The sequence below is a fragment of the Mycobacterium sp. THU-M104 genome (assembly GCF_049197365.1).
Lineage (GTDB): Bacteria > Actinomycetota > Actinomycetes > Mycobacteriales > Mycobacteriaceae > Mycobacterium.
In genome coordinates this window covers 14,983-40,737 of record NZ_JBMIOP010000144.1, presented here as the reverse complement: position 1 = coordinate 40,737, position 25,755 = coordinate 14,983, and the positions used below count along the sequence as shown (strand labels likewise).

Sequence of the window (25,755 nt, the reverse complement as noted above, 5' to 3'; positions counted from 1 at the left end):
GCCTGGTCGTGTCCTCGCCGACGGTACTCACGGCTCACACTCTAGGCATCCGGGGTGACGCGGCCCCGCCCCGCCGCAGAACTGCAACACGTTTCAGTTTCATGCCCGCCCTGGGTACGCTGGCACGGTGTCAGAGGTCATCCGCCAAGAACCGGCGATCGATGGATGGTTTGCCACCGACAGCTCCGGCAACGCCTATCTGATCGGCTCCCGGTGCCCCGACTGCGGCACCTACGTCTTCCCGCCTGCCCCATCGGAGGGCCGGACCGACAACTGCCCCAACCCGGCGTGCACCGGCGACACGCTGGAGTCGGTCGCGCTGTCGAGGCGGGGAACGCTGTGGAGCTACACCGAGAACCGGTATGCCCCGCCCCCGCCCTATCCCGCCACGGACCCCTTCGAGCCGTTCGCCATCGCCGCGGTGCAGCTGGCCGACGAGGGACTGATCGTGCTGGGCAAGGTCGTCGAGGGCACACTGGCGGCCAACCTGAAGGTCGGCATGGAGATGGAGCTGACCACGATGCCGCTTTACGTTGACGACAACGGCGTCGAGCGCGTCGTGCACGCGTGGAAGGTCGGCTTGTGACTACGCCCGAACCCGTCTACATCCTGGGCGCCGGGATGCACCCCTGGGGCAAATGGGGCCGCGACTTCACCGAATACGGGGTGCTCGCCGCTCGGGCCGCTCTCGGCGAAGCGGGCCTGGACTGGCGCCAGATCCAGCTGGTGGCCGGCGCGGACACCATTCGCAACGGCTACCCGGGCTTCATCGCCGGGTCGACGTTCGCGCAGAAGCTGGGGTGGACCGGGATCCCGGTCAGCTCCAGCTACGCCGCGTGTGCCAGCGGCTCGCAGGCCCTGCAGAGCGCCCGCGCCCACATCTTGGCCGGCTTCTGCGACGTCGCGCTGGTGATCGGCGCCGACACCACCCCCAAGGGCGCGTTCGCCCCGGTCGGCGGGGAACGCAGGAACGACCCCGACTGGCAGCGTTTTCACCTGATCGGGGCGAGCAACCCGGTGTATTTCGCGCTGCTCGCGCGGCGACGCATGGACGTTTACGGCGCCACGCTCGAGGACTTCGCGCAGGTGAAGGTCAAGAACTCCCGGCACGGACTGCAGAACCCCAACGCCCGGTACCGCAAAGAGGTGTCGGTCGAGGAGGTGCTGGCCAGCGCGGTGGTCGCCGACCCGCTGCGGCTGCTGGACATCTGCGCGACCTCCGACGGCGCCGCAGCCCTGGTCGTGGCCGGCGCCGACTTCGCGCGCAAGCACCTCGGCTCGCTCGACGGCGTGCCGTCGGTGCGCGCGGTCAGCACGGTGACCCCGCGCTACCCCCAGCATCTGCCCGAATTGCCCGACATCGCAACGGATTCCACGGCGGTAGCGCCGGCTCCGGAGCGGGTGTTCAAAGACCAGATCCTCGATGCGGCCTACGCCGAAGCGGGCATCGGCCCCCAGGACGTCAGCCTGGCCGAGGTCTACGACCTGTCCACCGCGCTGGAGCTCGACTGGTACGAGCACTTGGGGTTGTGCCCTCGAGGTGAAGCCGAGGCACTGCTGCGTAGCGGCGCGACGACCCTCGGCGGCAGGGTCCCGGTCAACCCCTCAGGCGGCCTGGCCTGCTTCGGTGAAGCCATCCCCGCCCAGGCGATCGCGCAGGTCTGCGAGCTGACCTGGCAGCTGCGGGGTCAGGCGACGGGCCGGCAGGTGGAGAACGCCACGGTCGGCATCACCGCCAACCAGGGGCTGTTCGGGCACGGCTCCTCGGTGATCGTGGCCCGCTGACCTTCGCTCGCCGAAAGAAGTTCGCCGGCGGAAACTAGTCCTGGGTGTCGAGGGTTTCCAGCACCACTTCGGCGACCCGCTTCATCGTCGTGCGCCGGTCCATGGCGGCACGCTGGATCCACTTGAACGCCTCGGGCTCGGTCATGCCCTGCTTGGCCTGGAGCAGGCCCTTGGCACGCTCCACGAGCTTGCGCGTCTCCAGCCGGTCGGACAAGGACGCCACTTCGGTTTCCAGCGCGGTGATCTCGCCGAACCGGCTGACGGCCAATTCGATGGCCGGAACCAGGTCGCTGGCGGTGAACGGCTTCACCAGGTAGGCCATGGCCCCGGCGTCGCGGGCCCGCTCGACGAGGTCGCGCTGGCTGAACGCGGTCAGCACCACGATGGGGGCGATGCGCTTGCTGGCGATCTCCGACGCCGCGTCGATGCCGTCGCGCCGCGGCATCTTGACGTCCATGATGACCAGGTCGGGCTTGCACCGTTCGGCCAGTTCGACGGCCTCCTGGCCGTCGCCTGCCTCGCCGGCGATCTCGTAACCCTCCTCCCGCAACATCTCGGACAGGTCCATCCGGATGAGCGCCTCGTCTTCGGCGATCAGCACCCGGCGCGGCACTGCGGCGTGGTGGTCGGTCGTGCGGCCTGTCATGACCGTCATTCTGTCGCGGCCTGCTGTGCTCACCGACGTCGGGGGCGTCGAGAACCTGGGGCGGCACCGATCCTCTAGGGTGAGACGCTCCCTTAAGGTAGAACACGGATCTTCGCTGAACGACACGCCCTCGTATCCCAACTGGCAGAGGAAACGGACTCAAAACCCGTCCAGTGTGGGTTCGAATCCCACCGAGGGCACTCGGGCCTCGAAGGCTCGGCCCTGGGCTTTTGCCCGCTACGACGGCTAGGCTTCGAACGTGGTGCCCAAGAAATGCGGCGCCCCACGGCCGTCGGATGGGACGTCGCGACGCCCGGACTGTGTGGCCGCAGTGCGGGCCAAGAACCGCGACCGCAGCCGGCACTACGCCGACAGCGCCGCGCGACGGGCGCGGGTGCTCAAGATCACCGCCGCGCTGGCTGTGCTGGTCAGCGCGAGCTTCGCCCTCGTGCAAGTGCTCAGCGGGACCTGGAGCTGGCAGGTCAGCGGCATCAACCTCGCCGCCGCCGCCGTGTTCGCGTTCGTGCCGTGGTTGCACCGCTTCGGCGACGTGGTTGCACCGCTCACCTTTATCGGCGCGGCCTACGTGTCGGTCTTCGCCACGTGCTGGGACGTGGGCACCGGTTCGGGGTCCCAACTGTTCTTCCTGGTCGGCGCCTGTCTGGTGGTGTTGATGCTGGGCATCGAGCACATCGTCCTGGCCTCGGGCGTGGCCGCGGTCTCCGCCGGCCTGATCATCGCCCTGGAGTTCCTCGTCCCGGACGACACCGGGTTGCAGCCCGAATGGGTGCAGTCGATGGGCTTCGTCGTCACGTCCGTCGCCGCCGTGGTGATGGTGGTGGTGACCGTCTGGTTCGCCTTGCGTGACACCGCACGTGCCGAGGTCGCCATGGAAGCCGAGTACGAGCGCTCCGAGGCCCTGCTGGCCAACATGCTGCCGGCCAGCATCGCCGACCGGCTCAAAGAGTCCGGGCACGGCGTCATCGCCGACAAGTACGACGACGCCACGGTCCTGTTCGCGGACATCGTCGGCTTCACCGAACGCGCAAGTAGCACCGCGCCGGCCGACCTGGTGCGCTTCCTGGACCGTCTGTACAGCGCCTTCGACGCGCTGGTGGACAAGCACGGGCTGGAAAAGATCAAAGTCAGCGGCGACTCCTACATGGTGGTGAGCGGCGTCCCGCGGCCTCGGCCCGATCACGTTCGGGCGCTGGCGGATTGCGCGCTCGAGATGTCCGGTGTCGCCGCCGGGATGAAGGATCCGCACGGCATGCCGGTGCCGCTGCGGATGGGCCTGGCGTGCGGCCCCGTGGTCGCCGGGGTGGTGGGTTCGCGGCGGTTCTTCTATGACGTGTGGGGTGACGCGGTCAACGTCGCCTCCCGGATGGAGTCCACCGATCCGGTGGGAAGGATTCAGGTGCCCGAATCGATCTACGCCCGACTCAAGGACGAGTTCGTGCTCTACGAGCGCGGGCACGTCGACGTCAAGGGCAAGGGCGTCATGCGCACCTGGTATCTCAGCGGGCGCAAGGCGACTGCCGACAATTCCGGCAATCGTCTTGCGGAGGAAACACACTCGGCACGGGTGTAGGCCGGGTTACCCTATCCTCGAACGGGCGTCTGTGTCAGACTGCGGCCATGCAAACTACTCCTGGAACCGCCGCCGTTCCGAGCTTGTTGCCGCATCTGTGGAAATCGACGCTGACATCGGGAATTCTGTCGCTGGTCCTGGGCGGCCTGATCCTGGCGTGGCCGGGCAGAACGGTATTCTTGGCCGCCATTCTCTTCGGCATCTATCTGCTGGTCACCGGCATCGCCCAGGTGATCTTCGCGTTCAGCCTGCACGTGTCGGCGGGGAGCCGTGTTTTGCTGTTCATCAGCGGGACGGCGTCGCTGATCCTCGCGGTGCTGGCGTTCCGTCACTTCGGAAAAGACGATCTGACCGCGATCTGGTTGCTGGCCATCTGGATTGGCATAGGTTTCATCTTCCGCGGTGTCGCCACGTCGATTTCGGCGATCAGCGATCCGAATCTGCCGGGACGGGCATGGTCGATCTTCATCGGTGTGATCAGCCTGCTGGCCGGCATCGTCGTGCTGGCTTCGCCGTTCGCGTCGATCGTCACCCTGGCGCTCGTTGTCGGTGTCTGGTTCGTGGTCATCGGCGTGTTCGAGATCGTGTCGTCGTTCGGCATCCGTAAGGCGTCGAAAAACCTCAGCTCGTGAGAGCCGGCCTACGTGCAGGTAGCCCCGGCGCTGTCCAACTACTACACTTTGTCGTAACCGGCTGACCGGCCCTAGACCCTCTGGGAGATGACCCATGAATGTCGTCGACATTTCGCGGTGGCAGTTCGGTATCGTCACCGTCTACCACTTCATCTTCGTGCCGCTCACCATCGGACTGGCCCCGTTGATCGCCGTGATGCAGACGGTGTGGGTGGCGACCGGTAACACTGCGTGGTATCGCCTCACCAAGTTCTTCGGCAAGTTGTTCCTGATCAACTTCGCCATCGGCGTGGCGACCGGGATCGTGCAGGAATTCCAGTTCGGCATGAACTGGTCGGAGTACTCGCGTTTCGTCGGCGACATCTTCGGAGCTCCGCTGGCGATGGAAGGCCTGTTCGCGTTCTTCTTCGAGTCCACCTTCATCGGGTTGTGGATCTTCGGATGGAACCGGCTGCCCAAACTGGTCCACCTGGCCTGCATCTGGATCGTCGCGTTCGGCGTCAACGCGTCCGCGTTCTTCATCCTTGTCGCGAATTCGTTCATGCAGCATCCGGTCGGCGCGCACTACAACCCGGTGACCAAACGCGCCGAACTCGACAGTATCTCTGCGCTGTTGTCCAACAACACGGCGCGCGTGGCGTTCACCCACGTGGTCACCGGTTCACTGCTGACCGCCGGCACGTTCGTTGCCGCCGTCAGCATGTGGTGGCTGATCCGTTCGCGCAGCGGGGCGTCCACCGGCACGGACACCTCGGCGGACCGCGCCGCCATGTTCCGTCCGGCCGCGATCCTCGGGGCCTGGGTGGTGCTCGTCACCTCGGCCGGCCTGTTCCTCACCGGGGACAGCTCGGGCAAACTGATGTTCGTCCAGCAGCCGATGAAGATGGCCTCGGCGGAATCGTTGTGCGACACCGAAACCGACCCCGACTTCTCCATCCTGACGGTGGGCAGACACAACAACTGCGACGCTATCAAGGGCGTGATCGAGGTGCCTTACCTGCTGCCGATCCTGGCCCAGGGCCGGGCCGAGGGCGTCACCCTGCAGGGCGTGCGCAACATCCAGCAGGACTACCAGCACCGGTTCGGGCCAAACGACTACCGGCCCAACATGTTCGTCACGTACTGGGCGTTCCGCGCGATGATCGGGCTGCTGGCGATCCCGGTGCTGTTCGCGCTGGCGGTGCTGTGGTTCACCCGCGGCGGCCGCAATCCCGATCAGCGCTGGCTCTCGCGGCTGGCGCTGGTGACGATTCCCGCGCCGTTCCTGGCCAACACGGCGGGGTGGGTGTTCACCGAGATGGGGCGCCAGCCGTGGATCGTCGCACCGAATCCGAGCGGTGACCAGCAGGTGCGGTTCACCGTCAGCCAGGCGGTCTCCCATCACGCCCCTGCGATGGTGGTCACCTCCCTGGTGACGTTCACGCTGGTCTACGCCGTGCTCGCGGTGGGCTGGTTCTGGCTGCTGAAACGCTACGTCACCGAGGGGCCGCTCGAGCACGACGCGGAACCGGCACCACCCCCGCCACCCGGCAAGGACGAGGTCGCACCGCTGTCATTTGCCTATTAGGCGCCTGTTGGGCGCCTCATAGGCCCGGTCCGGAAGGGAGCCCAGTGATGGGACTGCAAGAGTTGTGGTTCGGCGCCATCGCCGCGTTGTTTCTCGGTTTCTTCATCCTGGAGGGCTTCGACTTCGGGGTCGGCATGTTGATGGAGCCGTTCGCCCGCGTCGGTGTCGGTGACCGCGAACCACACCGCCGCGCGGCCCTGAACACCATCGGGCCGGTCTGGGACGGCAACGAGGTGTGGCTGATCACCGGCGGCGCGGCCATGTTCGCCGCTTTCCCGGGGTGGTACGCCACCTTGTTCTCGACGCTGTACCTGCCGCTGCTGGCCATCCTGTTCGGCATGATCGTGCGCTCGGTCGCCATCGAGTGGCGCGGCAAGATCGACGACACACGATGGCGGGTCTGGGCCGATGCCGCCATCGCGGCCGGATCCTGGCTGCCCGCCGTGTTGTGGGGCGTGGCATTTGCGGTCCTGGTGCGCGGTCTTCCGGTGGACGCCGCCGGCCGGATAAATCTGTCGATCACCGACGTGCTCAACGCCTACACGTTGTCCGGTGGGCTGGCGACGGCCGGACTGTTCCTGTTCTACGGGGCGGTGTTCGTCGCCTTGAAGACCTCCGGCGCGATCCGCGACGACGCCGATCGATTCGCTAGGTTGCTGTCGATCCCGGTGACCGCACTGGTCGGGGGTTTCGGGCTGTGGACCCAAGTGGCCTACGGCAAGAGCTGGACGTGGCTGGTCCTGGCGGTCGCGGTGGTCGCCCAACTGGCGGCGGTGGGCCTGGTGTGGCGCCGGGTCTCGGACGGCTGGGCGTTTTCCTGCGTCGCGGTGGTCGTCGCCGCGGTGGTAGTCCTGTTGTTCGGCGCTCTGTACCCGAATCTGGTGCCCTCGACGCTGAACGCGCAATGGAGCGTGACGATCTACAACGCCTCGTCGACCCCGTACACCCTCAAGATCATGACGTGGGTGACGGTGTTCATGCTGCCTCTGACCCTGATCTACCAAGCATGGACGTATTGGGTTTTCCGGCAACGGATTTCGGCCGAGCGGATACCCGCCTCCGCCGGCCTGGCGAGGCATGGCTCCTGAGCGCGAACGACGCTAAAGCCGCTAAGGGAGCCTCGAGGGGGCCGCTGGACCCGCGACTGTGGCGGGCATCGGGCGCAGTGCGTCGCTATCTGGTCGCGACGGTGGGCTGCGGGGTGGTGATCGCCGGCTGCGCGATCGGCTCGGCGATCGTTCTGGCGCACCTCGTCGCGCGCGCGGTGGCCCATCCCCCGATGACGGCCCCGCGTGGCTGGTTGGGTCCGGTCTCGATCCTGGCCGCGCTCTGGGGGGTGCGCGCGGTGACCCACTGGCTGCAGGCCCGGCTGGGGCAACGCGGGGCCAGCGCGGTCATCGCCGACCTCAGCGGCCAGGTGCTCGCGGCAGTGACCGCCCGCCAGCCGGCCGAGCTCGCCGTGCAGCGCGACGCCGCCGCGGTGGTGGTCACGCGTGGCCTCGACCGGGTGCGCCCGTACTTCACCGCGTACCTGCCAACCCTGGTGCTGGCCGCCCTCCTGACCCCGGCCACCGTGGCCGTGATCGCCTGCTATGACCTGAAATCGACGATCATCGTGGTGATCACCCTGCCCCTGATCCCGGTGTTCATGGTGTTGATCGGGCTGGCGACCGCGGACCGGTCCGCGGCGGCGCTGAGGGACATGACGACGCTGCAGGCGCGGCTGCTGGACCTGATCGCCGGGATCCCCACCTTGAAGGCTCTGGGCCGCGCCTCGGGCCCCGAACACCGGGTCGCCGAACTGGCCGCGGCGCATCGGCGTTCGGCGATGGCAACACTGCGCATCGCGTTCCTCTCGGCGCTGGTGCTCGAACTGCTGGCGACGCTGGGAGTGGCGCTGATCGCCGTCGGGATCGGCCTGCGCCTGGTGTTCGGCGAGATGTCGCTGGCGACGGGGCTGACGGTGCTGCTGCTGGCACCCGACGTCTACTGGCCGCTGCGTCGCATCGGCGTGGAATTCCATGCCGCACAGGACGGCAGAGCCGCCGCGGATGCGGCGTTCGCGCTCATCGGCGAAGCGGCCACCCCGGCGCCGCGAACCAGGACCGTGACCGCCCGCGGCGCCGAGATCCGCGTGCAGAACCTCAGCGTCGTCGGCCGCGACGGCCGCGCGCCGTGCGAGCTGACCGCGGTGCTCGAGCCCGGCCGGGTGACAGTGCTGACGGGACGCAATGGGGCCGGCAAGAGCACCACGCTGCAGGCGATCGCCGGTCTTACGGTGCCGTCGTCGGGCCGGGTCACCGTCGCCGGAGTCGACGTGGCCGACCTCGAACCGGGTGCGTGGTGGCGGCAGTTGTCCTGGCTGCCACAGCGCCCGGTGCTGGTCCCGGGCACCGTCGCCGACAACCTGGCGCTGTTCGGGCCACTACAGGATAGCGAATCAGCTTGCACTACAGCGGCGTTCGATGCCGTTCTGGAAGAGCTGCCCGACGGGATGGACACGACGCTCGGGCGTGGCGGCGTCGGGTTGTCCCTGGGTCAGCGGCAGCGACTGGGCCTCGCGCGAGCACTCGGGTCGGCGGCGGCGGTCCTGCTGCTCGACGAGCCCACGGCGCATCTGGACGCCCGCACCGAGGAGCGCGTGTTGCGCGCCATCGTCGAGCGGGCGCGTGCCGGGGCAACCGTGGTGGTCGTCGGCCACCGCGAGCCCGTGGTGGCCATCGGGGACCTGATCGTCGACGTCACCGCCGAGGCCGGGAGGCGCTGTGCGGAGGTCTGATCCGCTCCGCATCGCGCTGGGTCTGCTGCGCCCGCGACTACCCCGCGTGCTGGCGGCGATCACGCTGGGCGTGCTCTCGTTGGGCAGCGCACTGGCTCTGGCCGGTGTTTCGGCGTGGCTGATCACCCGGGCCTGGCAGATGCCGCCGGTGCTGGACCTGTCCGTCGCGGTCGTCGCGGTGCGCACGTTGGCGATCTCGCGGGGCGTCCTGCACTACTTCGAGCGGCTGGCCACCCACGACACGGCTCTGCGCGCGGCGGGCACCGTGCGGACGCAGATCTATCGCCGGCTCGCCGGCGGGCCGGCCGCGGCCGCCACCCGGTGGCACAGCGGCGAGCTGGTGGCGCGCGTGGGCGCCGATGTCGACGAACTGGCCGACGTGCTGGTGCGAGCGCTGGTGCCGATCGGCGTCGCGGCGGTGCTGGCGGTGGCCGCGACCGCGGTGGTCGCGGCGATCTCCCCGCCGGCGGCCGCGGTGCTGGCGATTGGTCTGCTGGTCGCGGGCGTGGTGGCGCCCCGGCTGGCCGGCCGGGCCGCCGCCACCCAGGAGGAGATCGCCCGCCGGCACCATGCCCGGCGTGACGCGTCGGCGATGCTGGCGCTGGAGCATGCGCCCGAACTTCGTGTCGCCGGCGCGCTCGGCGGGGTGATCGTGGAATCGCAGCGCCGCCAGCGCGCCTGGGGTGCGGCCCTCGACGCCGCGGCCAGACCGGCCGCCGTGGCCGAGGCGATGCCCACCGTGGCGATCGGGGCCAGTGTGCTCGGGGCGGTGGCGGCCGGGATCGGGCTGGCCCCGTCGGTTGCGCCGACAACGCTGGCAGTGTTGATGTTGTTGCCGCTGTCAGCCTTCGAGGCGACGACGCCGCTGCCGGCCGCTGCCGTCCAGTTGACGCGGTCGCGGATCGCCGCGCGGCGCCTCCTCGATCTGATTCCCCCGGAGCGCCCGAACGAGTGCGAGCGGCCGGCCGCGGCGCTCCCCGTCGGCACTCCCCGGCTGTACGCCGCAGTCCGGTGCGGTCACTCGGCCACGGCGCCGTCGGTCTCGGTGCAGCTCGACCTCTCGCCGGGTGAGCGCGTGGCGGTCACCGGCCCCAGCGGTTCGGGGAAGACGACGCTGCTGATGACACTCGCGGGGCTGCTGGCCCCGCTTCAGGGGCGGGTCATGCTGGGCGGAACGGAGCTGGCCGAGTTCGACGAGAGCCGGCTGCCCGGGGTGGTCGGATTCTTCGCCGAGGATGCGCACGTCTTCGCCACCACGGTCCGGGACAACCTGCTGGTGGCCCGCGGCGACTGCCGCGACGACGAGCTGATGGTCGCGCTGGATGCGGTCGGGCTCGGCGCGTGGCTGGCCCGATTGCCCGACGGCTTGTCCACGGTGCTGACCGGGGGCGCCGCGGCGCTCTCGGCGGGTCAGCGCCGCAGGCTGCTGCTGGCGCGGGCGGTGCTCTCACCCGCGCGCATCGTGCTGCTCGACGAGCCGACCGAACACCTCGACGCAATCGACGCCGATGGGATCCTGGAAAACCTGTTGAGCCGCCGTCCGGGCCTGTTCGACACCGACCGGACGGTTGTGGTGGCCACCCACCACCTCCCGGCGGGCGTCCGGTGCCGCCGCGTGGAGGTGACGCCGGCGGGGGCTTGAGATCAGGTAGCCGCGAACCGTCTATCGGCCGGCGGACGGGAAATACAACAGGACGCCCTCCTGCACCACCGTGGCGACGACCTGCCCCGAGCGGTCGAAGAAATGCCCGGTGCCCAGGCCGCGGGAGTCGGCGGCCACCGGCGAGGACGTCGAATACAGCACCCAGTCGTTGAAGTTCACCTGCCGGTGAAACCAGATCGAGTGGTTGGCCGAGGCGGCGAAGATGCGATCGTAACCCCAGGACAGGCCATGAGTGGTGATGACCGAGTCGAGCACCGTGGTGTCCGACGAGTAGACCAGTGCCGCAGTATGCAGCACCGGGTCGTCGGGCAGCCTGCCCAGCGCCTTCTGCCACACGCGGTTGTGGGCAAGGCGCTCACCTTTGTCGCGCATCACCCACGAGGGATCGTTGGTGAAGCGCCATTCGATCGGGTGCAGGGCGTTGACGAAGTGCGGAAGGGTTTCTTCGTAGCCCCGCAGCAGCGTGCTGAGCGGCGGCAGCGCGTCGGGTGGCGGCACCTGCGGTGCACTGACGCCGTGCTCGAGCCCCTGTCCGCCGGACATGTAGGAGATCAGCGCCGACGACAGCAGCACGCCGTCCTGCACCGCGTCGACGCGCTGATTGGCGAAGCGCCGCTCGTCGCGCAGCCGCGTCACGCGGAACTCGATGTCCCGGGCGGTGTCGCCCCCGTTGATGAACTGCACCGCGAGCGCGCTGGGCGGCAGGTCTGGCGAGGGCAGCGTGCGGCTGCCGGCGACCAACGACTGGGCCATGAGCTGCCCGCCGAACGTCCGCATCGGGTTCTTGCTGGGATGCGAACCGACGAACACGTCGTCGGAAACGCGGTTCAGGTCGAGGACCGCCATCAGTTCCTTGAAATCGGGCGCATCGTTCGTCGCATCGCCGGCCGGCACGGGCTCTCCTTCTGGCTCGACATCCCTGTGGGTAGGGATGGATTCCATTGCCCACCTCCTCCTCGGGCCGCTACGCGGCCCGCATCGTCGGCGGGCTAGATTCCATTGCCCACCTCCTCCTCGGGCCGCTACGCGGCCCGCATCGTCGGCGGGCTAGACGTCATCCTCCCCGATCCTGTGCACATGAATCAGGTTGGTCGAACCTACCGTGCCAGGCGGGGCGCCGGCGACGATCACCACCAGGTCTCCGCGCTTGTAGCGGCCGAGGTCGAGCAGTGATCTGTCGACCTCGCGAATCATGCCGTCGGTGGACTTCATCATCGGGACGATGAACGTCTCGGTGCCCCACGTCATGGCGAGCTGGCTGCGCACCTCGGGCCACGCCGTGAAGGCCAGCAACGGCAGCGGGGTGTGCAGGCGTGCCAGGCGCCGCACGGTGTCACCGGACTGCGTGAACGCGACAAGCGCCTTGGCGTCGAGGCGCTCGCCGATGTCGCGCGCCGCATAGGAGATCACCCCGCGCTTGGTCCGCGGCACATGAGTCAGCGGCGGGGCGGCCGTGGAATTCTCCTCGACGGCGCACACGATGCGCGACATCGTGCGCACAGCCTCCAGCGGGTGTTTGCCCACCGATGTCTCTCCGGACAGCATCAGCGCGTCGGCACCGTCGAGCACGGCGTTGGCGACGTCGGAGGCCTCGGCCCTCGTCGGGCGCGAATTCTCGATCATCGAGTCCAGCATCTGGGTTGCAACGATGACGGGTTTGGCGTTCTCCCTGGCCATCTGAATGGCCCGCTTCTGCACCAGGGGGACCTCTTCCAACGGCAACTCGACCCCCAGGTCACCACGGGCGACCATGATGCCGTCGAACGCCAGCACGATCGCTTCGAGGTTGTCGATGCCTTCGGGCTTTTCCAGCTTGGCGATCACCGGCACCCGCCGGCCGAGCCGATCCATCACCTCGTGCACCAGCTCGATGTCCGACGGCGAGCGCACGAAAGACAGCGCGACGATGTCCACGCCGAGGCTCACCGCAAAGGTGAGGTCCTCGATGTCCTTTTCCGAAAGGGGCGGCGCGGACACGCTCATGCCGGGCAGCGACATGCCCTTGTTGTTGCTGACCGGGCCGCCCTCGACGACCGTGCAGACCACGTCGTCGCCCTCGATCGTGTCAACCATCAGGCCGACCTTGCCGTCGTCGACCAGCACTCGGTCGCCGACCGCGGCGTCCTTGGCCAGTCTCTTGTAGGTGGTCGACACCCGGTCGTGGCTTCCATCGCAGTCGGCCACGGTGATCCGCACCGTTTCCCCTGCGGCCCAGTAGGTGGGCCCGGCGGCAAAGCGTCCCAGCCGGATCTTCGGGCCCTGCAGGTCGGCGAGCACGCCGACCGCGCGGCCGGTGGCGTCCGAGGCGGCCCGCACCCGTTCGTAGGCGGCTTTGTGATCCGCGTAGTCGCCGTGGCTGAAGTTCAAACGGGCGACGTCCATTCCGGCTTGGACCAGCGCGAGAATCATCTCGTCGGATTGGGTTGCAGGGCCAAGGGTGCAGACGATCTTCCCGCGTCTACTCACGCCGACACAGCATAGTCGCGCCGATGACAGCGAAGTTGACCGCACGGTGGCGGCCGGCCGGCCACCCGGGAAATTCCGGCACCGCGCCCCTAACCGCCGACAACGCCGGGAATCAGCGGGAATCCGGGAAGGTTTCGCACCACCGTCCATACCGCCGTGATGAGCGTGATGGTCATCACGGCGGGTACCGGCAGTGGCTCCCTGCGGTGCCGGCGACGGAGCACGATCCATGCGGCCAGCACCGGGATACCGATGAGCGCGAAGGCGTTGTCGTGGAGGCCGGCCACGAGGTCGCCGTGCAGCACGTCGTGCGTCATCCGCAGCCCGCCGCACAGGGGACAGTTCCAGCCGGTCAGCGATTTGAACAGGCACGGCGGGTAGAGCGAATGCGCGTGGTGCGGGTCGACGAGCCCGACGTAACCTAGTGCGCCGGCGAGGACCGCGGCGGCGCCTGTCATGGTGTACGGGCGCACTCGGCACGGGCCGTGCCCACGACACGTACCCGCCCGCGTCCCCGAATCAGGTGCCGTCACGCAACGGCCGGCCCTGCGGATCGCTGACGTTGCCGGTCAACATCAGTACCGCATCGACGATGCCCCGGATGACAGCGCCAAGCCCGCGCATTGCCAGGCCGACGATCATCTGTGCGATCCCCAACCGCGTCTGTCCGAGGTAGATGCGGCCGATCCCGACGAAGCCGAGCAGTCCCAGCAGCCGAAGCAGGCCTGCCACGACTTTCGATTTGTCCGGTCATGGGGTGTCCGGTCAGGGGGTGTCCGGTCAGGGGGCGTCCGGTCAGGGGGTGTCCGGTCAGGGGGTGACGCCCGAAGCGCGCCGACGGGTCGAAGTAGGGTCCCGTCGCCGGGCAGCTCTGGCAGGGCGCATAGGGCGGCGGGCACCCGGGCGGTGGCGCCTCGGAGCCCGGGTCGCGCCACGACGGATCGGTCACATGTGCAGCATGCCAGATGCGACGGGCCGAGGGGCGCCGTTCACATCCGTCACTCGGGTACCTGGCAGGAGCCGGCGCACTTTTTGCCCGCCTCGCAGCGACAGCGTGCAACCGGCTTGGGCTTTGTCGCTCGAAGGCGGGCACAACGAACACCACCTGGCTCCGGTGACGGATGCGACTGGTGTGACGACAGCTGTCGCGGCGCAGGGCGAGATCCGCGGCCTGCCGGCCTTTCGGTGGCGTCGCCGTCGCTATCGGGCGGAACGCCGGACCCGGGGGCGAAGCGCCCACCTCCGCCGCGTTTCCCCGGCGGGCTCGCCGGCCGCAGGCGCCTCGACGGGCGTTTCGGTCGGTGGTTCCTCTGTTTCGCCTGCGGCAGCCAGCTCTTCCGCGTCGGCTTCGGCCTGCGGGGCTTCGGGTTCCTCGGCGTCCGGTTCCTCGGCCGCGAAATCCCTGCCGCCCAGGCTGGCTGGATCCTCGCGGCCCTTCGGTGCCAGCATGATGTAGACGACGGCACCGACGAAAACGAACGTCGAGGTGAACGAATTGATCCGGATGCCCGCGATGTGAGTGGCCGGGTCGTCACGCAACAGCTCGACGCAGAAGCGACCGACGCAGTAACCCGCCACATAAAGTGCAAACAGCCGGCCGTGACCAAGCCTGAACCATCGATCCACATAGATCAGTGCCACGAAAACTACGAGGTTCCAGAGCAATTCGTACAGGAACGTCGGCTGCACGACCAGGGCCACCTGGCCCGTCGAGACTCCATCGAGCGAATGGGTGTCGATGTATCCCGACGGTTCGCGACGGTAGAAAATCTCCAGTCCCCACGGCAGCGTGGTTTCCCGGCCGTAGAGCTCCTGGTTGAAATAGTTGCCCAGCCGGCCGATTGCCTGCGCCAGGACGATTCCCGGGGCAAGCGCGTCGCCGAAGGCCGGCAACGGAATTCGGTGACGCCGGCATCCGATCCAGGCACCGACGCCGCCGAGCGCAACCGCACCCCAGATGCCCAAACCGCCGTCCCAGATCCGCAACGCCGCCCCGGACCCGGCGCCGCCGGGTCCCCAATAGGTCCGCCAGTCGGTGACCAGGTGGTAGAGCCTGCCGCCGACCAATCCGAACGGCACCGCCCACAGTGCGATGTCGTAGACCACACCGCGCTCGCCGCCCCGGGCCGCCCAACGCCGGTCGCCGATCAGCAGCGCGGCCACGATGCCGGCGATGATGCAAAGCGCGTAGGCCCGCAGGGGCAGCGGCCCCAGATGCCAGACGCCCTGCGGGGGGCTGGGGAGGAATTCGGGCAGCATCGTCATGACCGAGGCGCCCTCGTTCTGACACCGGCGGCGAGCTCTTCGGTCAACGCGCGCAACGCAGGCAGACCGTCAGCGAGCGCTGACACCAGCGCTGAGCCGACGATGACGCCGTCGGCGTAGCTGCCGATCTGGGCGGCCTGTTCCCGTGCCCGCACCCCCAGGCCCACGCCTACGGGTATGTCCGACACTGCCTTCACCCTGTTCACCAGCTCGGGTGCGGCGTGCGAAACCGCGTCCCGGGCCCCGGTCACGCCCATCGTCGAAGCCGCGTAGACGAATCCGCGCGACGCCGCCACCGTGGTCACCAACCGCTCCGACGTCGACGACGGCGCAACAAGGAATATGCGATCCAATCGATGCTCCTCGGACGCCGCCATCCACTGCCCGGATTCGTCGGGAATTAGGTCGGGAGTGATGAGACCATATCCGCCGGCCGAGGCCAGATCGCGCGCGAACGAGTCAATCCCATAGCGCAGCACCGGGTTCCAGTAGGTCATCACCACGGCGTGCCCGCCGGCCCTGCTGATCGCCTCGACCGCCGCCAAGGTGTCCCGCACCCGCACTCCCCCGCGCAGGGCGGCCTCGGTGGCCCGCGCGATCGTCGGGCCGTCCATACCAGGATCGGAGTACGGTACCCCCACTTCGATGATGTCGCAACCGGATTCGACCAGCGCGATCATCGCGGTCACGGACCCCGGCACGTCGGGATAACCGGTGGGCAGATAACCGATCAGCGCGGCACGGGCGTCCGCGCGGCACGCGTCGAAGATCGGCCCCAGCTTGCTCGTTTCGCGTTGTTCCATGGTCATTGCTCGCCGGGTTCCAACAGGCCGAACCATTTCGCGGCCGCCTCGACGTCCTTGTCACCGCGACCCGACAGATTGACGACGATGACTGCGCCCGAACCCAACTCGGGTCCCACTTGCAACGCACCCGCCACCGCGTGTGCGGATTCGATGGCCGGGATGATGCCTTCGGTGCGGCACAGCAACCGGAACGCCTGCATCGCCTCGGAGTCGGTGATGGGCCGGTATTCGGCACGCCCGGTCTCCTTGAGATACGCGTGCTCGGGGCCCACGCCCGGGTAGTCCAGACCCGCCGAGATCGAGTGGGATTCGACGGTCTGCCCGTCTTCGTCCTGCAACAGGTAGGAGAACGATCCCTGGAATGCCCCGGGCGAACCTCCGGTGAATGTCGCTGCGTGCCTGCCGGTTTCGATTCCCTCACCGGCCGCTTCGAAACCGATCAACCGCACACCCGGGTCGTCGATGAAGGGGTGGAAGATGCCGATCGCATTGGATCCGCCCCCCACGCAGGCCACCACCGCATCCGGCAGCCGACCAGCCTGTTGCTGAATCTGCACGCGCGCCTCCATGCCGATGATCCGCTGGAAGTCACGCACCATCATCGGGAACGGGTGCGGCCCGGCCGCGGTGCCAAAACAGTAGTACGTGTCGTCGGCGTTGGTGACCCAGTCCCGGAACGCCTCGTTGATGGCGTCCTTGAGTGTCCGGGAACCGGTTTCAACCGAGACGACCTCGGCGCCCAGCAAGCGCATCCGGGCCACGTTGAGTGCCTGACGCGCGGTGTCGACGGCCCCCATGTAGATCACACACTCCAGCCCCAGCAGCGCGCATGCAGTGGCCGTCGCAACCCCGTGCTGCCCTGCGCCGGTTTCGGCGATCACCCGGCCCTTACCCATCCTGCGGGCGAGCAGGGCTTGGCCCAGCACGTTGTTGATCTTGTGAGATCCGGTGTGGTTCAGGTCTTCCCGCTTGAGAAAGATGCGCGCCGCGCCGGCATGCTCGGACAGGCGAACGGCCTCGTACAACGGTGATGGCCGGCCGGTGTAATGCGCCTGAAGGTCATCCAGGGTGTCCAGGAAGTCGGGGTTGACGCGTTCTTTTTCATAAGCCGCGGTGACCTCTTCGATGACGGCCATCAACGCCTCGGGCAGGTATCGGCCTCCGTAAACGCCGAAATGCCCGCCCGGGTCGGGATCGTGCCGGGTGGTTTCACAGATTGCCGCACTCATCAAAGGTAGGTCCGGCCTGGGCATACCGGCCATCACCAGGGCTCGACGCGCGGATGGTTCATCGCCGTTCAACGTGTCTAGCGAGCCGGTTTCGGACAGGACGGATGGGTGCCCGCGGTGACCAGGTCGGCAACCGCGGCGCGCGGGTCACCGCTTTTGACCAGACCTTCGCCGACCAACACCGCATCGGCACCCGCGCCGGCATAGGCCAACAGATCCCCGGTGCCGCGCACACCGGACTCGGCGACCCTGATCACGTCGCTGGGCAGCCCGGGCGCAATGCGGGCGAAGCAATCCCGGTCCACCTCCAGCGTGGTGAGGTCGCGGGCGTTGACACCGATCACCTTGGCCCCGGCCGTCAACGCGCGGTCGGCTTCTTCCTCGGTGTGCACCTCCACGAGCGCCGTCATACCAAGGGATTCGGTACGGTCCAGCATCGAGACGAGCGCCGACTGGTCCAGCGCAGCCACGATGAGCAGGAGCATGTCGGCGCCGTGAGCCCGCGCCTCGTGGATCTGATAGGGCTGTATCACAAAGTCTTTGCGCAGGATCGGCACCGAGACGGCGGCCCGCACCGCGTCGAGGTCGTCGAGTGAGCCGGCGAAGCGCCGCTCCTCGGTCAGCACGCTGATGATGCGCGCGCCGCCGTCCTCGTAAGCCCGGGCCAGTTTCGCCGGATCGGCAATGGTCGCCAGGGTGCCCGCCGAAGGGCTGGCGCGCTTCACCTCGGCGATGACGCCAATGCCGGGCTGACGCAAAGCGGCCATCACGTCGAGCGGCGGCGCCGCCGCCGCGGCGGCGGCTTTGATCTCCGACAGGCCGATCAGGGCTTCTCGCGCGGCAACGTCGGCCCGGACTCCCTCGAGGATGGAGTCGAGCACGGTTGCCGGACTCATGCCTGTCGTTTCCTTCCCACTGTCATCCGGCTGTTCATGACGGCGACCAGCCGATTCCGACGACGTCCATGAAGGGTAGCGGCCGTGCACGTGCGGTACATCACCGCCCCTCGCTGTCCGAGCCGCGGGCGCGTGCCGTGGGGTCACGGCCCTCGTCAAGCGCATCCCAGATCATCCTTTCCGACATCTCCGGTGTGTCCGGCCCCTCCGACGTCGCCCCTTCGGCACCCTCGCTGCGCGCCAGCGACCGTCGCGTCGCGGGCGCCGCGTATTTCGTTGCGCTCGAACGGATCGATCCCGAACCCACGGCCGACCGCATCAGCAAAGCCGAGGCGATCAGCGTGCACACGGCGGCCCCCACCGCGACCGCCGCGCCCCCGTACTGCCGCTGGCTCCCGACCAGGGCCATCGTCGGGATGTGCGCCAGATCGGCACCGCGCACCGCGACGTCCGGGACGACCCACAGGCTGACACCGAGGTAGCCGACCGCCAGGCTGACCGCGGCCAGCAGCGCCGCCAACACGCGCAGCACCCACCCGCGCACCGCGAGCACGGCGACGGCCGCCGCCAGCATCAGCAGCGCCAGCGGCAGCAGTGCCGTCGACCACACCGCGCCGGTCAGGATTACTTGCTTGGGTGGGCCCAGGTCGTCGAACGAGCGGACCTCCACCCAGGGCAGCCGCGACGCCGCCCACAGCGCGCCGGCCGCGACCACCAGCAGCAGCTGCGCGATCCGGAGCGCCAACCGGCCCCGCCGGTCACCGGTCATGTCGCATCGGGAGCGGTCAGCGTCTCGGCGGCGGCGATCGCATTGAGCACCGCGCGCGCCTTGTTGGACGCCTCGGTGTACTCATAGGGCCCGTTGGAGTCGGCCACCACCCCGCCGCCGGCCTGCACGTAGGCGGTGCCGTCGCGCATCAGCGTGGTGCGGATCGCGATCGCGAAGTCGGCGTTGCCCGCGAAGTCGAGGTAGCCGACCACTCCGCCGTACAAGCCGCGGCGCGTCTTCTCGACCTCCTCGATGAGTTCCATCGCCCGCACCTTCGGCGCCCCGGACAACGTGCCCGCCGGGAAGCAGGCCGTCACCGCGTCCAAGGCGGTCCGGTGTTCGTCGAGCATGCCGGTCACCGTCGAGACCAGGTGCATCACATGGCTGTAGCGCTCGATGTGGCTGTAGTCATCGACCCGCACGGTGCCCGGGACGCAGACCCTGCCGAGGTCGTTGCGGCCGAGGTCGACCAGCATCAGGTGCTCGGCGCGTTCCTTGTCGTCGGCCAGCAGCTCCTTTTCCAGCAGCTGGTCTTCTTCCTCGTTGTCGCCCCGCCACCGCGTCCCGGCGATCGGATGCGTTGTCGCCCGGCCCTCCGCGACGGTGACCAATGCTTCGGGGCTGGATCCGACGATCGAAAAATCCGTTGCACCATCGCTGTTCGGGACATGCATCAGGTACATGTAGGGACTGGGGTTGGTGGCTCGCAGCATCCGGTAGACGTCGACGGGATCGACGCCGGTGTCCATCTCGAAGCGCTGGGAGGGCACCACCTGGAATGCCTCTCCGGCCGCGATCTGCTCGACGAGGTAATCGACGATCTTGCCGTATTCCTCGACGGTGCGCTGCGCACGGAACCGCGGTTGGGGCCTGCCGAACGTGGCGACCGTCGACGGCAGCGCCTGGCCCAGCGCCTTCGTCATCACGTCGAGCCGGCCCACCGCGTCGTCGTAGGCCTCGTCGACGTGCTCGTCGGTGCCGTTCCAGTTCACCGCGTTGGCGATCAGCGTGATGGTGCCCTCGTGGTGGTCGACCGCGGCCACATCGGTGGCCAACAGCAACAACATGTCGGGCAGGTTCAGATCGTCGGCGGCCAACTCGGGCAGCCGTTCCAGGCGCCGCACCAGGTCGTAGGCGAAGAAGCCGACCATGCCGCCCGACAGCGGCGGCAATCCGGGCAGTGCGCCGGTGGCCAGCAACCCGAGCGTGGTCCGCAGCGCCTGCAGCGGGTCGCCGCCGGTGGGTGCGTCCCTGGGCACCGCGCCCAGCCACACCGCTTCGCCGTCGCGCACGGTCAGCGCCGACGGCGCCCCCGCCCCGATGAACGACCACCGCGACCACGAGCGCCCATTCTCGGCGGATTCCAGCAGGAAGGTGCCCGGTCGGTTGGCGGCGAGTTTGCGGTAGGCCGACAGCGGCGTCTCGCTGTCGGCCAGGACCTTGCGGGTCACCGGAACCACGCGGTGTTCTGCCGCCAACCGGCGGAAATCCCCCCGTGAGGTGGTGGCGGCGAGGTGGTCGTGCACCGGACTATCCTCCCAGATGGGTTGCGGGCGGCCCGCGAGCGTAACGCCACGGCGCTCCGCGGCCCGATTTTTCGCCGTGCCGTTACGCTCGCGGGCGGTAGCGTCACGAGCATGAAACCTGGTGACACCGTGGCGGACTTCGAACTTCCCGACCAGACGGGAACGCCGCGCAAGCTCAGCGCCCTACTTTCCGACGGACCGGTGGTGTTGTTCTTCTACCCTGCCGCGATGACGCCCGGCTGCACCAAGGAAGCTTGCCATTTCCGTGATCTTGCCGCCGAGTTCGCCGCGACCGGGGCCTGCCGCGTCGGCATCAGCGCCGATCCCGTCCACAAGCAGGCCAAGTTCGCCGAGATGCAGCAGTTCGACTATCCACTGCTGTCCGACGTCGACGGCACGGTGGCCGCGCAGTTCGGCGTCAAGCGCGGTCTGCTGGGCAAGTTGATGCCGGTCAAGCGCACCACCTTCGTCATCGACACCGATCGCACGGTGCTCGACGTGATCGCCAGCGAGTTCCGCATGGACACCCACGCCGACAAGGCGCTGCAGACGCTGCGGTCGCGGTCGTAGCCCCGGTGGCGCGAGGAGACGCAAAAACTCAGGGGATGATCGACAGGAACACATAGGCGGCCAGCAACACCAGGTGCACCTCACCCTGCAGCCGGGTGGCCCGCCCAGGCACCACCGTGAGCACGCTGATCACCACCGTCAGCGCGAGCAGCACCAACTGGGTGGCGCCCAACCCCAAGAGCAGCGGCCCCTGCAGCCAGATCGACGCCAGCGCGATGGCCGGGATGGTGAGCCCGATGCTGGCCAGCGACGAGCCATAGGCCAGGTTCAGACTGGTCTGGATGCGGCCCTGCCGCGCCGCCCGCGCCGCCGCGAGCGTTTCGGGGAGCAGGACCAGGGCGGCGATCACCACCCCGACGAACGACTGCGGGAAGCCGGCCGCCGACACCAGGTGCTCGATGGTCGACGACTCTTCTTCGGCCAGCCCCACCACCGCGACCAGCGCCACCAGCAACAGACCCAGGCTGCGCAACGCGGCCGCGGTGCTCGGCGGCTCGGCATGACTCTCGTCCTCGAAGAAGCTCTTCTGGCCTTTTTGGGTGACCGGCAGGAAGAAGTCACGGTGCCGCACATTCTGCGTGAACACGAAGAGCAGGTAGAGCCCCAGGGAGGCGACCGCAGCGAACGCCAACTGGCCGGGAGAGAACGCCTGTCCGCCCCGGGTGATGGTGAACGAGGGCAGTGCCAGACTCAGCGTCGCCAGTGTGGTGAGCGTGGCCAGCGCCGCGCCGCTGCCCTCGGCGTGGAACAAGGTCACGCCATAGCGGCGCGAGCCGAGCAACAGCGACAGGCCGGCGATCCCATTCGTGGTGATCATCAACGCGGCGAACACGGTGTCGCGGGCCAGCGTCGACGTCTCGTGCCCGCCGGAAGCCATCAGCGTGATGATGAGCGCCAGCTCGATGGTCGTCACCGCCGCGGCCAACACCAGCGAGCCGAACGGCTCGCCGACGCTGTGCGCGACCACCTCCGCATGGTTGACGGCGGCCAGCACGGTACCGATCAGGAACACCGCCAGCAGCGAAGCAAGCAACGGCCCGATTTCCGCGCCCCAGCTCAGCGCGAGCGCGAGCGCGACGACGGAAAGTACGGGTACGACCACCGTCCACGACACGCGTTTCGACATCGCCCGTCATTGTCGTCGAAATTGGCCCGGAATGGGCGCGCTGCCGCCCTCGGCGCGGTCGTCTACGCCGGTCGAAGCACCGCGACGAGGAAGTCCGAGTCTTCGCTGAAGGGCCGCAGATCCCAGGTGGACAGCAACAGGTCGGGAGTGAGCCCGGCAGCCGCCGCGTCGTCGAGGAACTGGCCGAACGCGTAGTCGCGCCCGGCGCCGAAGCCGATCACGGCGCGGCCGTCACACCCGAGGTGGGCGCGCACCCGGCTCAGCACCCGGACGCGGGTACCCGGGGCCAAAAATGCCATGACGTTGCCGGCCATGACGATGGCGTCGAACGGCTCGGCGATGCCGCGCGCGGGCAGGTCGAGTTCGGCGAGGTCGCCGACCAGATAACGGGGCCCGGGATGATCCTGCTCGGCCGCCGCGATGAGCACCGGGTCCACGTCGACGCCGACGACGTGGTGGCCGGCGGCGGCCAGGTACCCGCCGAGTCGCCCGGGTCCGCAGCCGGCGTCCAGGATGCGGGCGCCGCGGGGCACCATCGCATCGACGAACCGGGCCTCGCCGGCCAGATCCTCGCCGGCGCGGGCCATCGAACGGAAACGTTCCACGTACCAGTGGGAGTGTTCGGGGTTGGCTGCGACCTTGCGCATCCAGATGCTTTGCTCGCCCATACGGCCATTGTCGGCCATTGTCGCAACACGGACCCGGAAGGCGAACGCCCGTTGCCGCGATCACCGCGCCCAACGGACTCGACCCCGTGCCGCGTCAGCCCTCGGGCTCCAGCAGCACGTCGGCGTCGAAACAGCTGTGGTCGCCGGTGTGGCAGGCGCCGCCTTCCTGGTCGACCGTCAGCAGCACGGTGTCGCCGTCGCAGTCCAGGCGCACCGCGTGCACATGCTGCGTGTGGCCCGAGGTCGCGCCTTTGACCCACTGCTGGGCGCGGGAGCGCGAATAATAGGTGGCCTCGCGGGTTTCCAGAGTGCGCGCCAGCGCCGCGTCGTCCATCCAGGCGACCATCAGTACCTCGCCGCTGCCGCGCTCCTGCACGACGGCGGCGAAAAGGCCCTCGGCGTTGCGTTTCAGGCGTGCCGCGATCCCGGGGTCCAGCGTCATCGCACGACCACGCCCGCAGCGGCCATCGCCGCCTTCACCTGGCCGATCGTCAGCTCGCGGAAGTGAAAGACGCTGGCCGCCAAAACCGCATCCGCGCCAGCCGCGACCGCGGGCGCGAAATGCTCGGCCGTGCCGGCCCCGCCGCTGGCGATCACCGGCACGGTGACCGCCGACCGGACCGCGCGCAGCATCGCCAGGTCGAACCCGGCCTTGGTGCCGTCGGCGTCCATCGAGTTCAGCAGGATCTCCCCCACCCCCAGATCCGCCCCGCGCGACGCCCACTCGACGGCATCGATACCGGTACCGCGGCGGCCCCCGTGAGTGGTGACCTCCCAGCCCGACGGGGTGGGCACCGCTCCCGGCGGTACCGTGCGGGCGTCGACCGACAGCACGATGCACTGCGAGCCGAACTGCCTTGCCATCTCTTCCAGCAGGTCGGGCCGGGCGATCGCGGCAGTGTTCACCGAGACCTTGTCGGCACCCGCGCGCAGCAGGGTGTCGACGTCCCCGACCGCACGCACCCCGCCGCCGACCGTCAGTGGAATGAACACCTGCTCGGCGGTGCGGCGCACCACGTCCAGCATCGTCGCCCTGCCCGACGACGACGCGGTCACGTCCAGGAAGGTCAGTTCGTCGGCGCCTTCGGCGTCGTAGGCCGCCGCCAACTCCACCGGATCGCCGGCGTCGCGCAGGTTCTCGAAGTTGACACCCTTGACGACACGTCCGGCGTCGACATCCAGGCACGGGATCACCCGCACGGCAAGGCCGGTACCCGCGTCCATCTCAGTAATCCTCCGGTGTGCCGGTGGCGCGCAGGATCTCGAGTATCTCGCCGTGCACGCCCGGCGCCGCGGCCAGCGCCGACCGCGCCGCAGGTGTCCACGCCTCACCGGCGAGGCTGGTGACGATGCCACCGGCGGCCCGCACCAACGCCACGCCGGCGGCGTGGTCCCAGATGTGGTCCCCGAAACTTATTGCCCCACCGAGAATCCCGTCGGCCACGTAGACGAGGTCGATGCCGGTGGAGCCGTGCATGCGCAGCCGCGACGAAACCCGGCTGAGGTTCTCCAGCACGGCCATCCGATACCGTCCGGGGAAACGCCCCCGCGCATCGGCACTGAACGTGCCCACCCCGACCAGGCTGTGGACCAGTTTGGTGTCGACCAGCAGAGGCTGCGGCACACCGTTTTTCAGCAACGGACCCCCGGCGACGGCGGTGTAGCGATCGTCGACGAAAGGCAGCCAGGTCAGGCCCGCCACCGGTTCCCCATCGTGCAGCAGGGCCAGCAGGATGGCAGCCATCGGTGACCCCGCGGCGTAGTTGAAGGTGCCGTCGATCGGGTCCAGCACCCACACCCACGGCTCGTCGAGGTCGGCGCCGCCGAACTCCTCGCCGTGCACCCCGATCCCAGTGGTCTCGACCAGCGCAGCGACCACCTGCCGCTCGATCGCCAGGTCGATCTCGGTGGCGAAGTCGTTGCCCTTCTTGGCAACCGCCGAATCGGCCCGGTGACCCTCCAGAAACTGCGGCACGGCGGCGTCGAGGATCACCGACGCCTGTGCGACCAGCGCGGTGAGATCCATCGCAGACCCTAGCCTCGCACCGCGGCCAGCGCCTGAGGCAACGTGAAACGCCCGGCGTAGAGGGCCTTGCCCACGATGGCGCCCTCGACGCCGCGACCGGTCAGGGTGGCGATCGCGCGCAGGTCGTCCACGCTGGACACGCCACCGGAGGCGATCACCGGGGCCTCGGTGTGCTCGGCGACGCGGGCCAGCAGGTCCAGGTTGGGCCCGCCCAGCGTGCCGTCCTTGGTGACGTCAGTGACGACATAGCGTGAACATCCTTCGCCGTCGAGGCGTTCCAACACTTCCCACAGATCGCCACCGTCGGTCTCCCAGCCGCGACCGCGCAGCCGGTGCCGTCCGTCCTCGATCTGCACGTCGAGCCCCACGGCCACCTTGTCGCCGTGCTCGGCAATCGCGCGGGCGCACCACTTCGGGTTCTCCAGCGCCGCCGTGCCCAGGTTCACCCGGGCGCAGCCGGTGGCCAGGGCCGCGGCCAGCGAGTCGTCGTCGCGGATACCGCCCGAGAGCTCCACCCGAACGTCGAGCTTGCCCACCACCTGTGCGAGCAGGTCGCGGTTGGAGCCCCGGCCGAAGGCGGCGTCCAGATCCACCAGGTGAATCCATTCGGCGCCGTCGCGCTGCCAGTTCAGCGCCGCGTCCAGCGCCGAGCCGTACTCGGTTTCACTGCCCGCCCTGCCCTGCACCAGGCGAACGGCACGGCCGTCGACCACGTCGACGGCGGGTAACAAAATCAGCGGCATCT

General features: G+C 68.8%; 25 protein-coding genes, 1 tRNA gene and 1 pseudogene. 10 read left to right on the top strand and 17 right to left on the bottom strand.

Annotation, left to right across the window (positions count from 1 at the left end; genetic code table 11):
• The first annotated feature begins 127 nt into the window (after positions 1-127).
• Entirely contained in the window at positions 128-586 is a 459-nt protein-coding gene (locus ACOJVU_RS12270) for a Zn-ribbon domain-containing OB-fold protein (RefSeq protein WP_421530020.1), read from the top strand.
• Positions 583-1,785: a lipid-transfer protein gene (locus tag ACOJVU_RS12265; protein WP_421530019.1), complete on the top strand. Its 1,203-nt coding sequence runs from the start codon at positions 583-585 to the stop codon at positions 1,783-1,785. Before ACOJVU_RS12270 ends, ACOJVU_RS12265 begins: the two co-directional genes overlap by 4 nt.
• 34 nt (positions 1,786-1,819) lie before the next feature.
• On the opposite strand, the gene ACOJVU_RS12260 is transcribed toward ACOJVU_RS12265, so the two are convergent.
• Positions 1,820-2,431 (bottom strand): ANTAR domain-containing response regulator, encoded by a 612-nt coding sequence (locus ACOJVU_RS12260; RefSeq protein ID WP_421530018.1) that lies wholly within the window; start codon positions 2,429-2,431, stop codon positions 1,820-1,822.
• Between the two features lie 126 nt (positions 2,432-2,557).
• Here ACOJVU_RS12260 and ACOJVU_RS12255 point away from each other — a divergent pair.
• The 7 genes from ACOJVU_RS12255 to cydC all read left to right on the top strand — a co-directional run bounded on the left by ACOJVU_RS12255 (position 2,558) and on the right by cydC (position 10,642).
• Positions 2,558-2,631, top strand: a tRNA-Leu gene (locus ACOJVU_RS12255).
• Positions 2,632-2,690: 59 nt separating this feature from the next.
• On the top strand, positions 2,691-4,022 hold the full coding sequence (locus ACOJVU_RS12250; RefSeq protein ID WP_421530017.1) for an adenylate/guanylate cyclase domain-containing protein: 1,332 nt from the start codon (positions 2,691-2,693) through the stop codon (positions 4,020-4,022).
• A 29-nt stretch (positions 4,023-4,051) separates the two neighbouring features.
• On the top strand, positions 4,052-4,654 hold the full coding sequence (locus tag ACOJVU_RS12245) for an HdeD family acid-resistance protein (protein ID WP_421530030.1): 603 nt from the start codon (positions 4,052-4,054) through the stop codon (positions 4,652-4,654).
• A 94-nt stretch (positions 4,655-4,748) separates the two neighbouring features.
• Positions 4,749-6,221 (top strand): cytochrome ubiquinol oxidase subunit I, encoded by a 1,473-nt coding sequence (locus tag ACOJVU_RS12240; RefSeq protein ID WP_421530016.1) that lies wholly within the window; start codon positions 4,749-4,751, stop codon positions 6,219-6,221.
• 47 nt (positions 6,222-6,268) lie between these two features.
• Positions 6,269-7,309 carry a cytochrome d ubiquinol oxidase subunit II gene (cydB, locus tag ACOJVU_RS12235; RefSeq protein ID WP_421530015.1) on the top strand — a complete coding sequence of 347 codons (1,041 nt, stop codon included), beginning with the start codon at positions 6,269-6,271 and terminating at the stop codon, positions 7,307-7,309.
• A gap of 101 nt (positions 7,310-7,410) precedes the next feature.
• On the top strand, positions 7,411-9,000 hold the full coding sequence (gene cydD / locus ACOJVU_RS12230) for a thiol reductant ABC exporter subunit CydD (protein WP_421530029.1): 1,590 nt from the start codon (positions 7,411-7,413) through the stop codon (positions 8,998-9,000).
• On the top strand, positions 8,987-10,642 hold the full coding sequence (gene cydC, locus ACOJVU_RS12225; RefSeq protein ID WP_421530014.1) for a thiol reductant ABC exporter subunit CydC: 1,656 nt from the start codon (positions 8,987-8,989) through the stop codon (positions 10,640-10,642). Before cydD ends, cydC begins: the two co-directional genes overlap by 14 nt.
• A gap of 21 nt (positions 10,643-10,663) precedes the next feature.
• Here the strand turns inward: cydC and ACOJVU_RS12220 are convergent, their stop codons facing one another.
• The 10 genes and pseudogenes from ACOJVU_RS12220 to ACOJVU_RS12175 form a co-directional block, all read right to left on the bottom strand.
• Positions 10,664-11,509 (bottom strand): acyl-CoA thioesterase II, encoded by an 846-nt coding sequence (locus ACOJVU_RS12220; protein WP_421530028.1) that lies wholly within the window; start codon positions 11,507-11,509, stop codon positions 10,664-10,666.
• A 201-nt stretch (positions 11,510-11,710) separates the two neighbouring features.
• The gene (pyk, locus tag ACOJVU_RS12215; RefSeq protein WP_421530013.1) at positions 11,711-13,129 is read right to left on the bottom strand and encodes a pyruvate kinase; all 1,419 of its coding nucleotides are present in this window, start codon (positions 13,127-13,129) and stop codon (positions 11,711-11,713) included.
• A gap of 89 nt (positions 13,130-13,218) precedes the next feature.
• Positions 13,219-13,587, bottom strand: coding sequence for a DUF2752 domain-containing protein (locus tag ACOJVU_RS12210; protein ID WP_421530012.1), 369 nt, complete (start codon positions 13,585-13,587; stop codon positions 13,219-13,221).
• A gap of 61 nt (positions 13,588-13,648) precedes the next feature.
• Positions 13,649-14,089, bottom strand: a pseudogene (locus tag ACOJVU_RS12205) (NINE protein).
• Between the two features lie 240 nt (positions 14,090-14,329).
• Positions 14,330-15,394 carry a prolipoprotein diacylglyceryl transferase gene (locus ACOJVU_RS12200; protein WP_421530011.1) on the bottom strand — a complete coding sequence of 355 codons (1,065 nt, stop codon included), beginning with the start codon at positions 15,392-15,394 and terminating at the stop codon, positions 14,330-14,332.
• Positions 15,391-16,203 (bottom strand): tryptophan synthase subunit alpha, encoded by an 813-nt coding sequence (trpA, locus tag ACOJVU_RS12195; RefSeq protein WP_421530010.1) that lies wholly within the window; start codon positions 16,201-16,203, stop codon positions 15,391-15,393. Before trpA ends, ACOJVU_RS12200 begins: the two co-directional genes overlap by 4 nt.
• The gene (trpB, locus tag ACOJVU_RS12190) at positions 16,200-17,462 is read right to left on the bottom strand and encodes a tryptophan synthase subunit beta (protein WP_421530027.1); all 1,263 of its coding nucleotides are present in this window, start codon (positions 17,460-17,462) and stop codon (positions 16,200-16,202) included. Before trpB ends, trpA begins: the two co-directional genes overlap by 4 nt.
• 44 nt (positions 17,463-17,506) lie before the next feature.
• Positions 17,507-18,325 carry an indole-3-glycerol phosphate synthase TrpC gene (trpC, locus tag ACOJVU_RS12185; protein ID WP_421530009.1) on the bottom strand — a complete coding sequence of 273 codons (819 nt, stop codon included), beginning with the start codon at positions 18,323-18,325 and terminating at the stop codon, positions 17,507-17,509.
• Between the two features lie 100 nt (positions 18,326-18,425).
• Positions 18,426-19,094, bottom strand: a complete 669-nt coding sequence (locus ACOJVU_RS12180; RefSeq protein WP_421530008.1) for a TIGR02234 family membrane protein — start codon at positions 19,092-19,094, stop codon at positions 18,426-18,428.
• Positions 19,091-20,620, bottom strand: a complete 1,530-nt coding sequence (locus tag ACOJVU_RS12175) for an anthranilate synthase component I (protein ID WP_421530007.1) — start codon at positions 20,618-20,620, stop codon at positions 19,091-19,093. The genes ACOJVU_RS12180 and ACOJVU_RS12175 overlap by 4 nt, the downstream gene beginning before the upstream one ends.
• Before the next feature lie 111 nt (positions 20,621-20,731).
• Between ACOJVU_RS12175 and ACOJVU_RS12170 the strand changes: the two genes are divergently transcribed.
• Positions 20,732-21,190, top strand: coding sequence for a peroxiredoxin (locus tag ACOJVU_RS12170; protein ID WP_421530006.1), 459 nt, complete (start codon positions 20,732-20,734; stop codon positions 21,188-21,190).
• Between the two features lie 28 nt (positions 21,191-21,218).
• On the opposite strand, the gene ACOJVU_RS12165 is transcribed toward ACOJVU_RS12170, so the two are convergent.
• The 6 genes from ACOJVU_RS12165 to priA form a co-directional block, all read right to left on the bottom strand.
• A complete protein-coding gene (locus ACOJVU_RS12165; RefSeq protein ID WP_421530005.1) occupies positions 21,219-22,316 on the bottom strand; it encodes a calcium:proton antiporter in 1,098 nt (365 codons plus the stop codon).
• Between the two features lie 62 nt (positions 22,317-22,378).
• Positions 22,379-22,984, bottom strand: a complete 606-nt coding sequence (locus tag ACOJVU_RS12160) for a class I SAM-dependent methyltransferase (RefSeq protein ID WP_421530004.1) — start codon at positions 22,982-22,984, stop codon at positions 22,379-22,381.
• 94 nt (positions 22,985-23,078) lie between these two features.
• Positions 23,079-23,426 carry a phosphoribosyl-AMP cyclohydrolase gene (gene hisI / locus ACOJVU_RS12155; RefSeq protein ID WP_421530003.1) on the bottom strand — a complete coding sequence of 116 codons (348 nt, stop codon included), beginning with the start codon at positions 23,424-23,426 and terminating at the stop codon, positions 23,079-23,081.
• Positions 23,423-24,208, bottom strand: coding sequence for an imidazole glycerol phosphate synthase subunit HisF (gene hisF / locus ACOJVU_RS12150; protein WP_421530002.1), 786 nt, complete (start codon positions 24,206-24,208; stop codon positions 23,423-23,425). Before hisF ends, hisI begins: the two co-directional genes overlap by 4 nt.
• Before the next feature lies 1 nt (position 24,209).
• On the bottom strand, positions 24,210-25,010 hold the full coding sequence (locus ACOJVU_RS12145; protein WP_421530001.1) for an inositol monophosphatase family protein: 801 nt from the start codon (positions 25,008-25,010) through the stop codon (positions 24,210-24,212).
• An 8-nt stretch (positions 25,011-25,018) separates the two neighbouring features.
• On the bottom strand, positions 25,019-25,753 hold the full coding sequence (priA, locus tag ACOJVU_RS12140; RefSeq protein WP_421530000.1) for a bifunctional 1-(5-phosphoribosyl)-5-((5-phosphoribosylamino)methylideneamino)imidazole-4-carboxamide isomerase/phosphoribosylanthranilate isomerase PriA: 735 nt from the start codon (positions 25,751-25,753) through the stop codon (positions 25,019-25,021).
• Between the last annotated feature and the right edge of the window lie 2 nt (positions 25,754-25,755).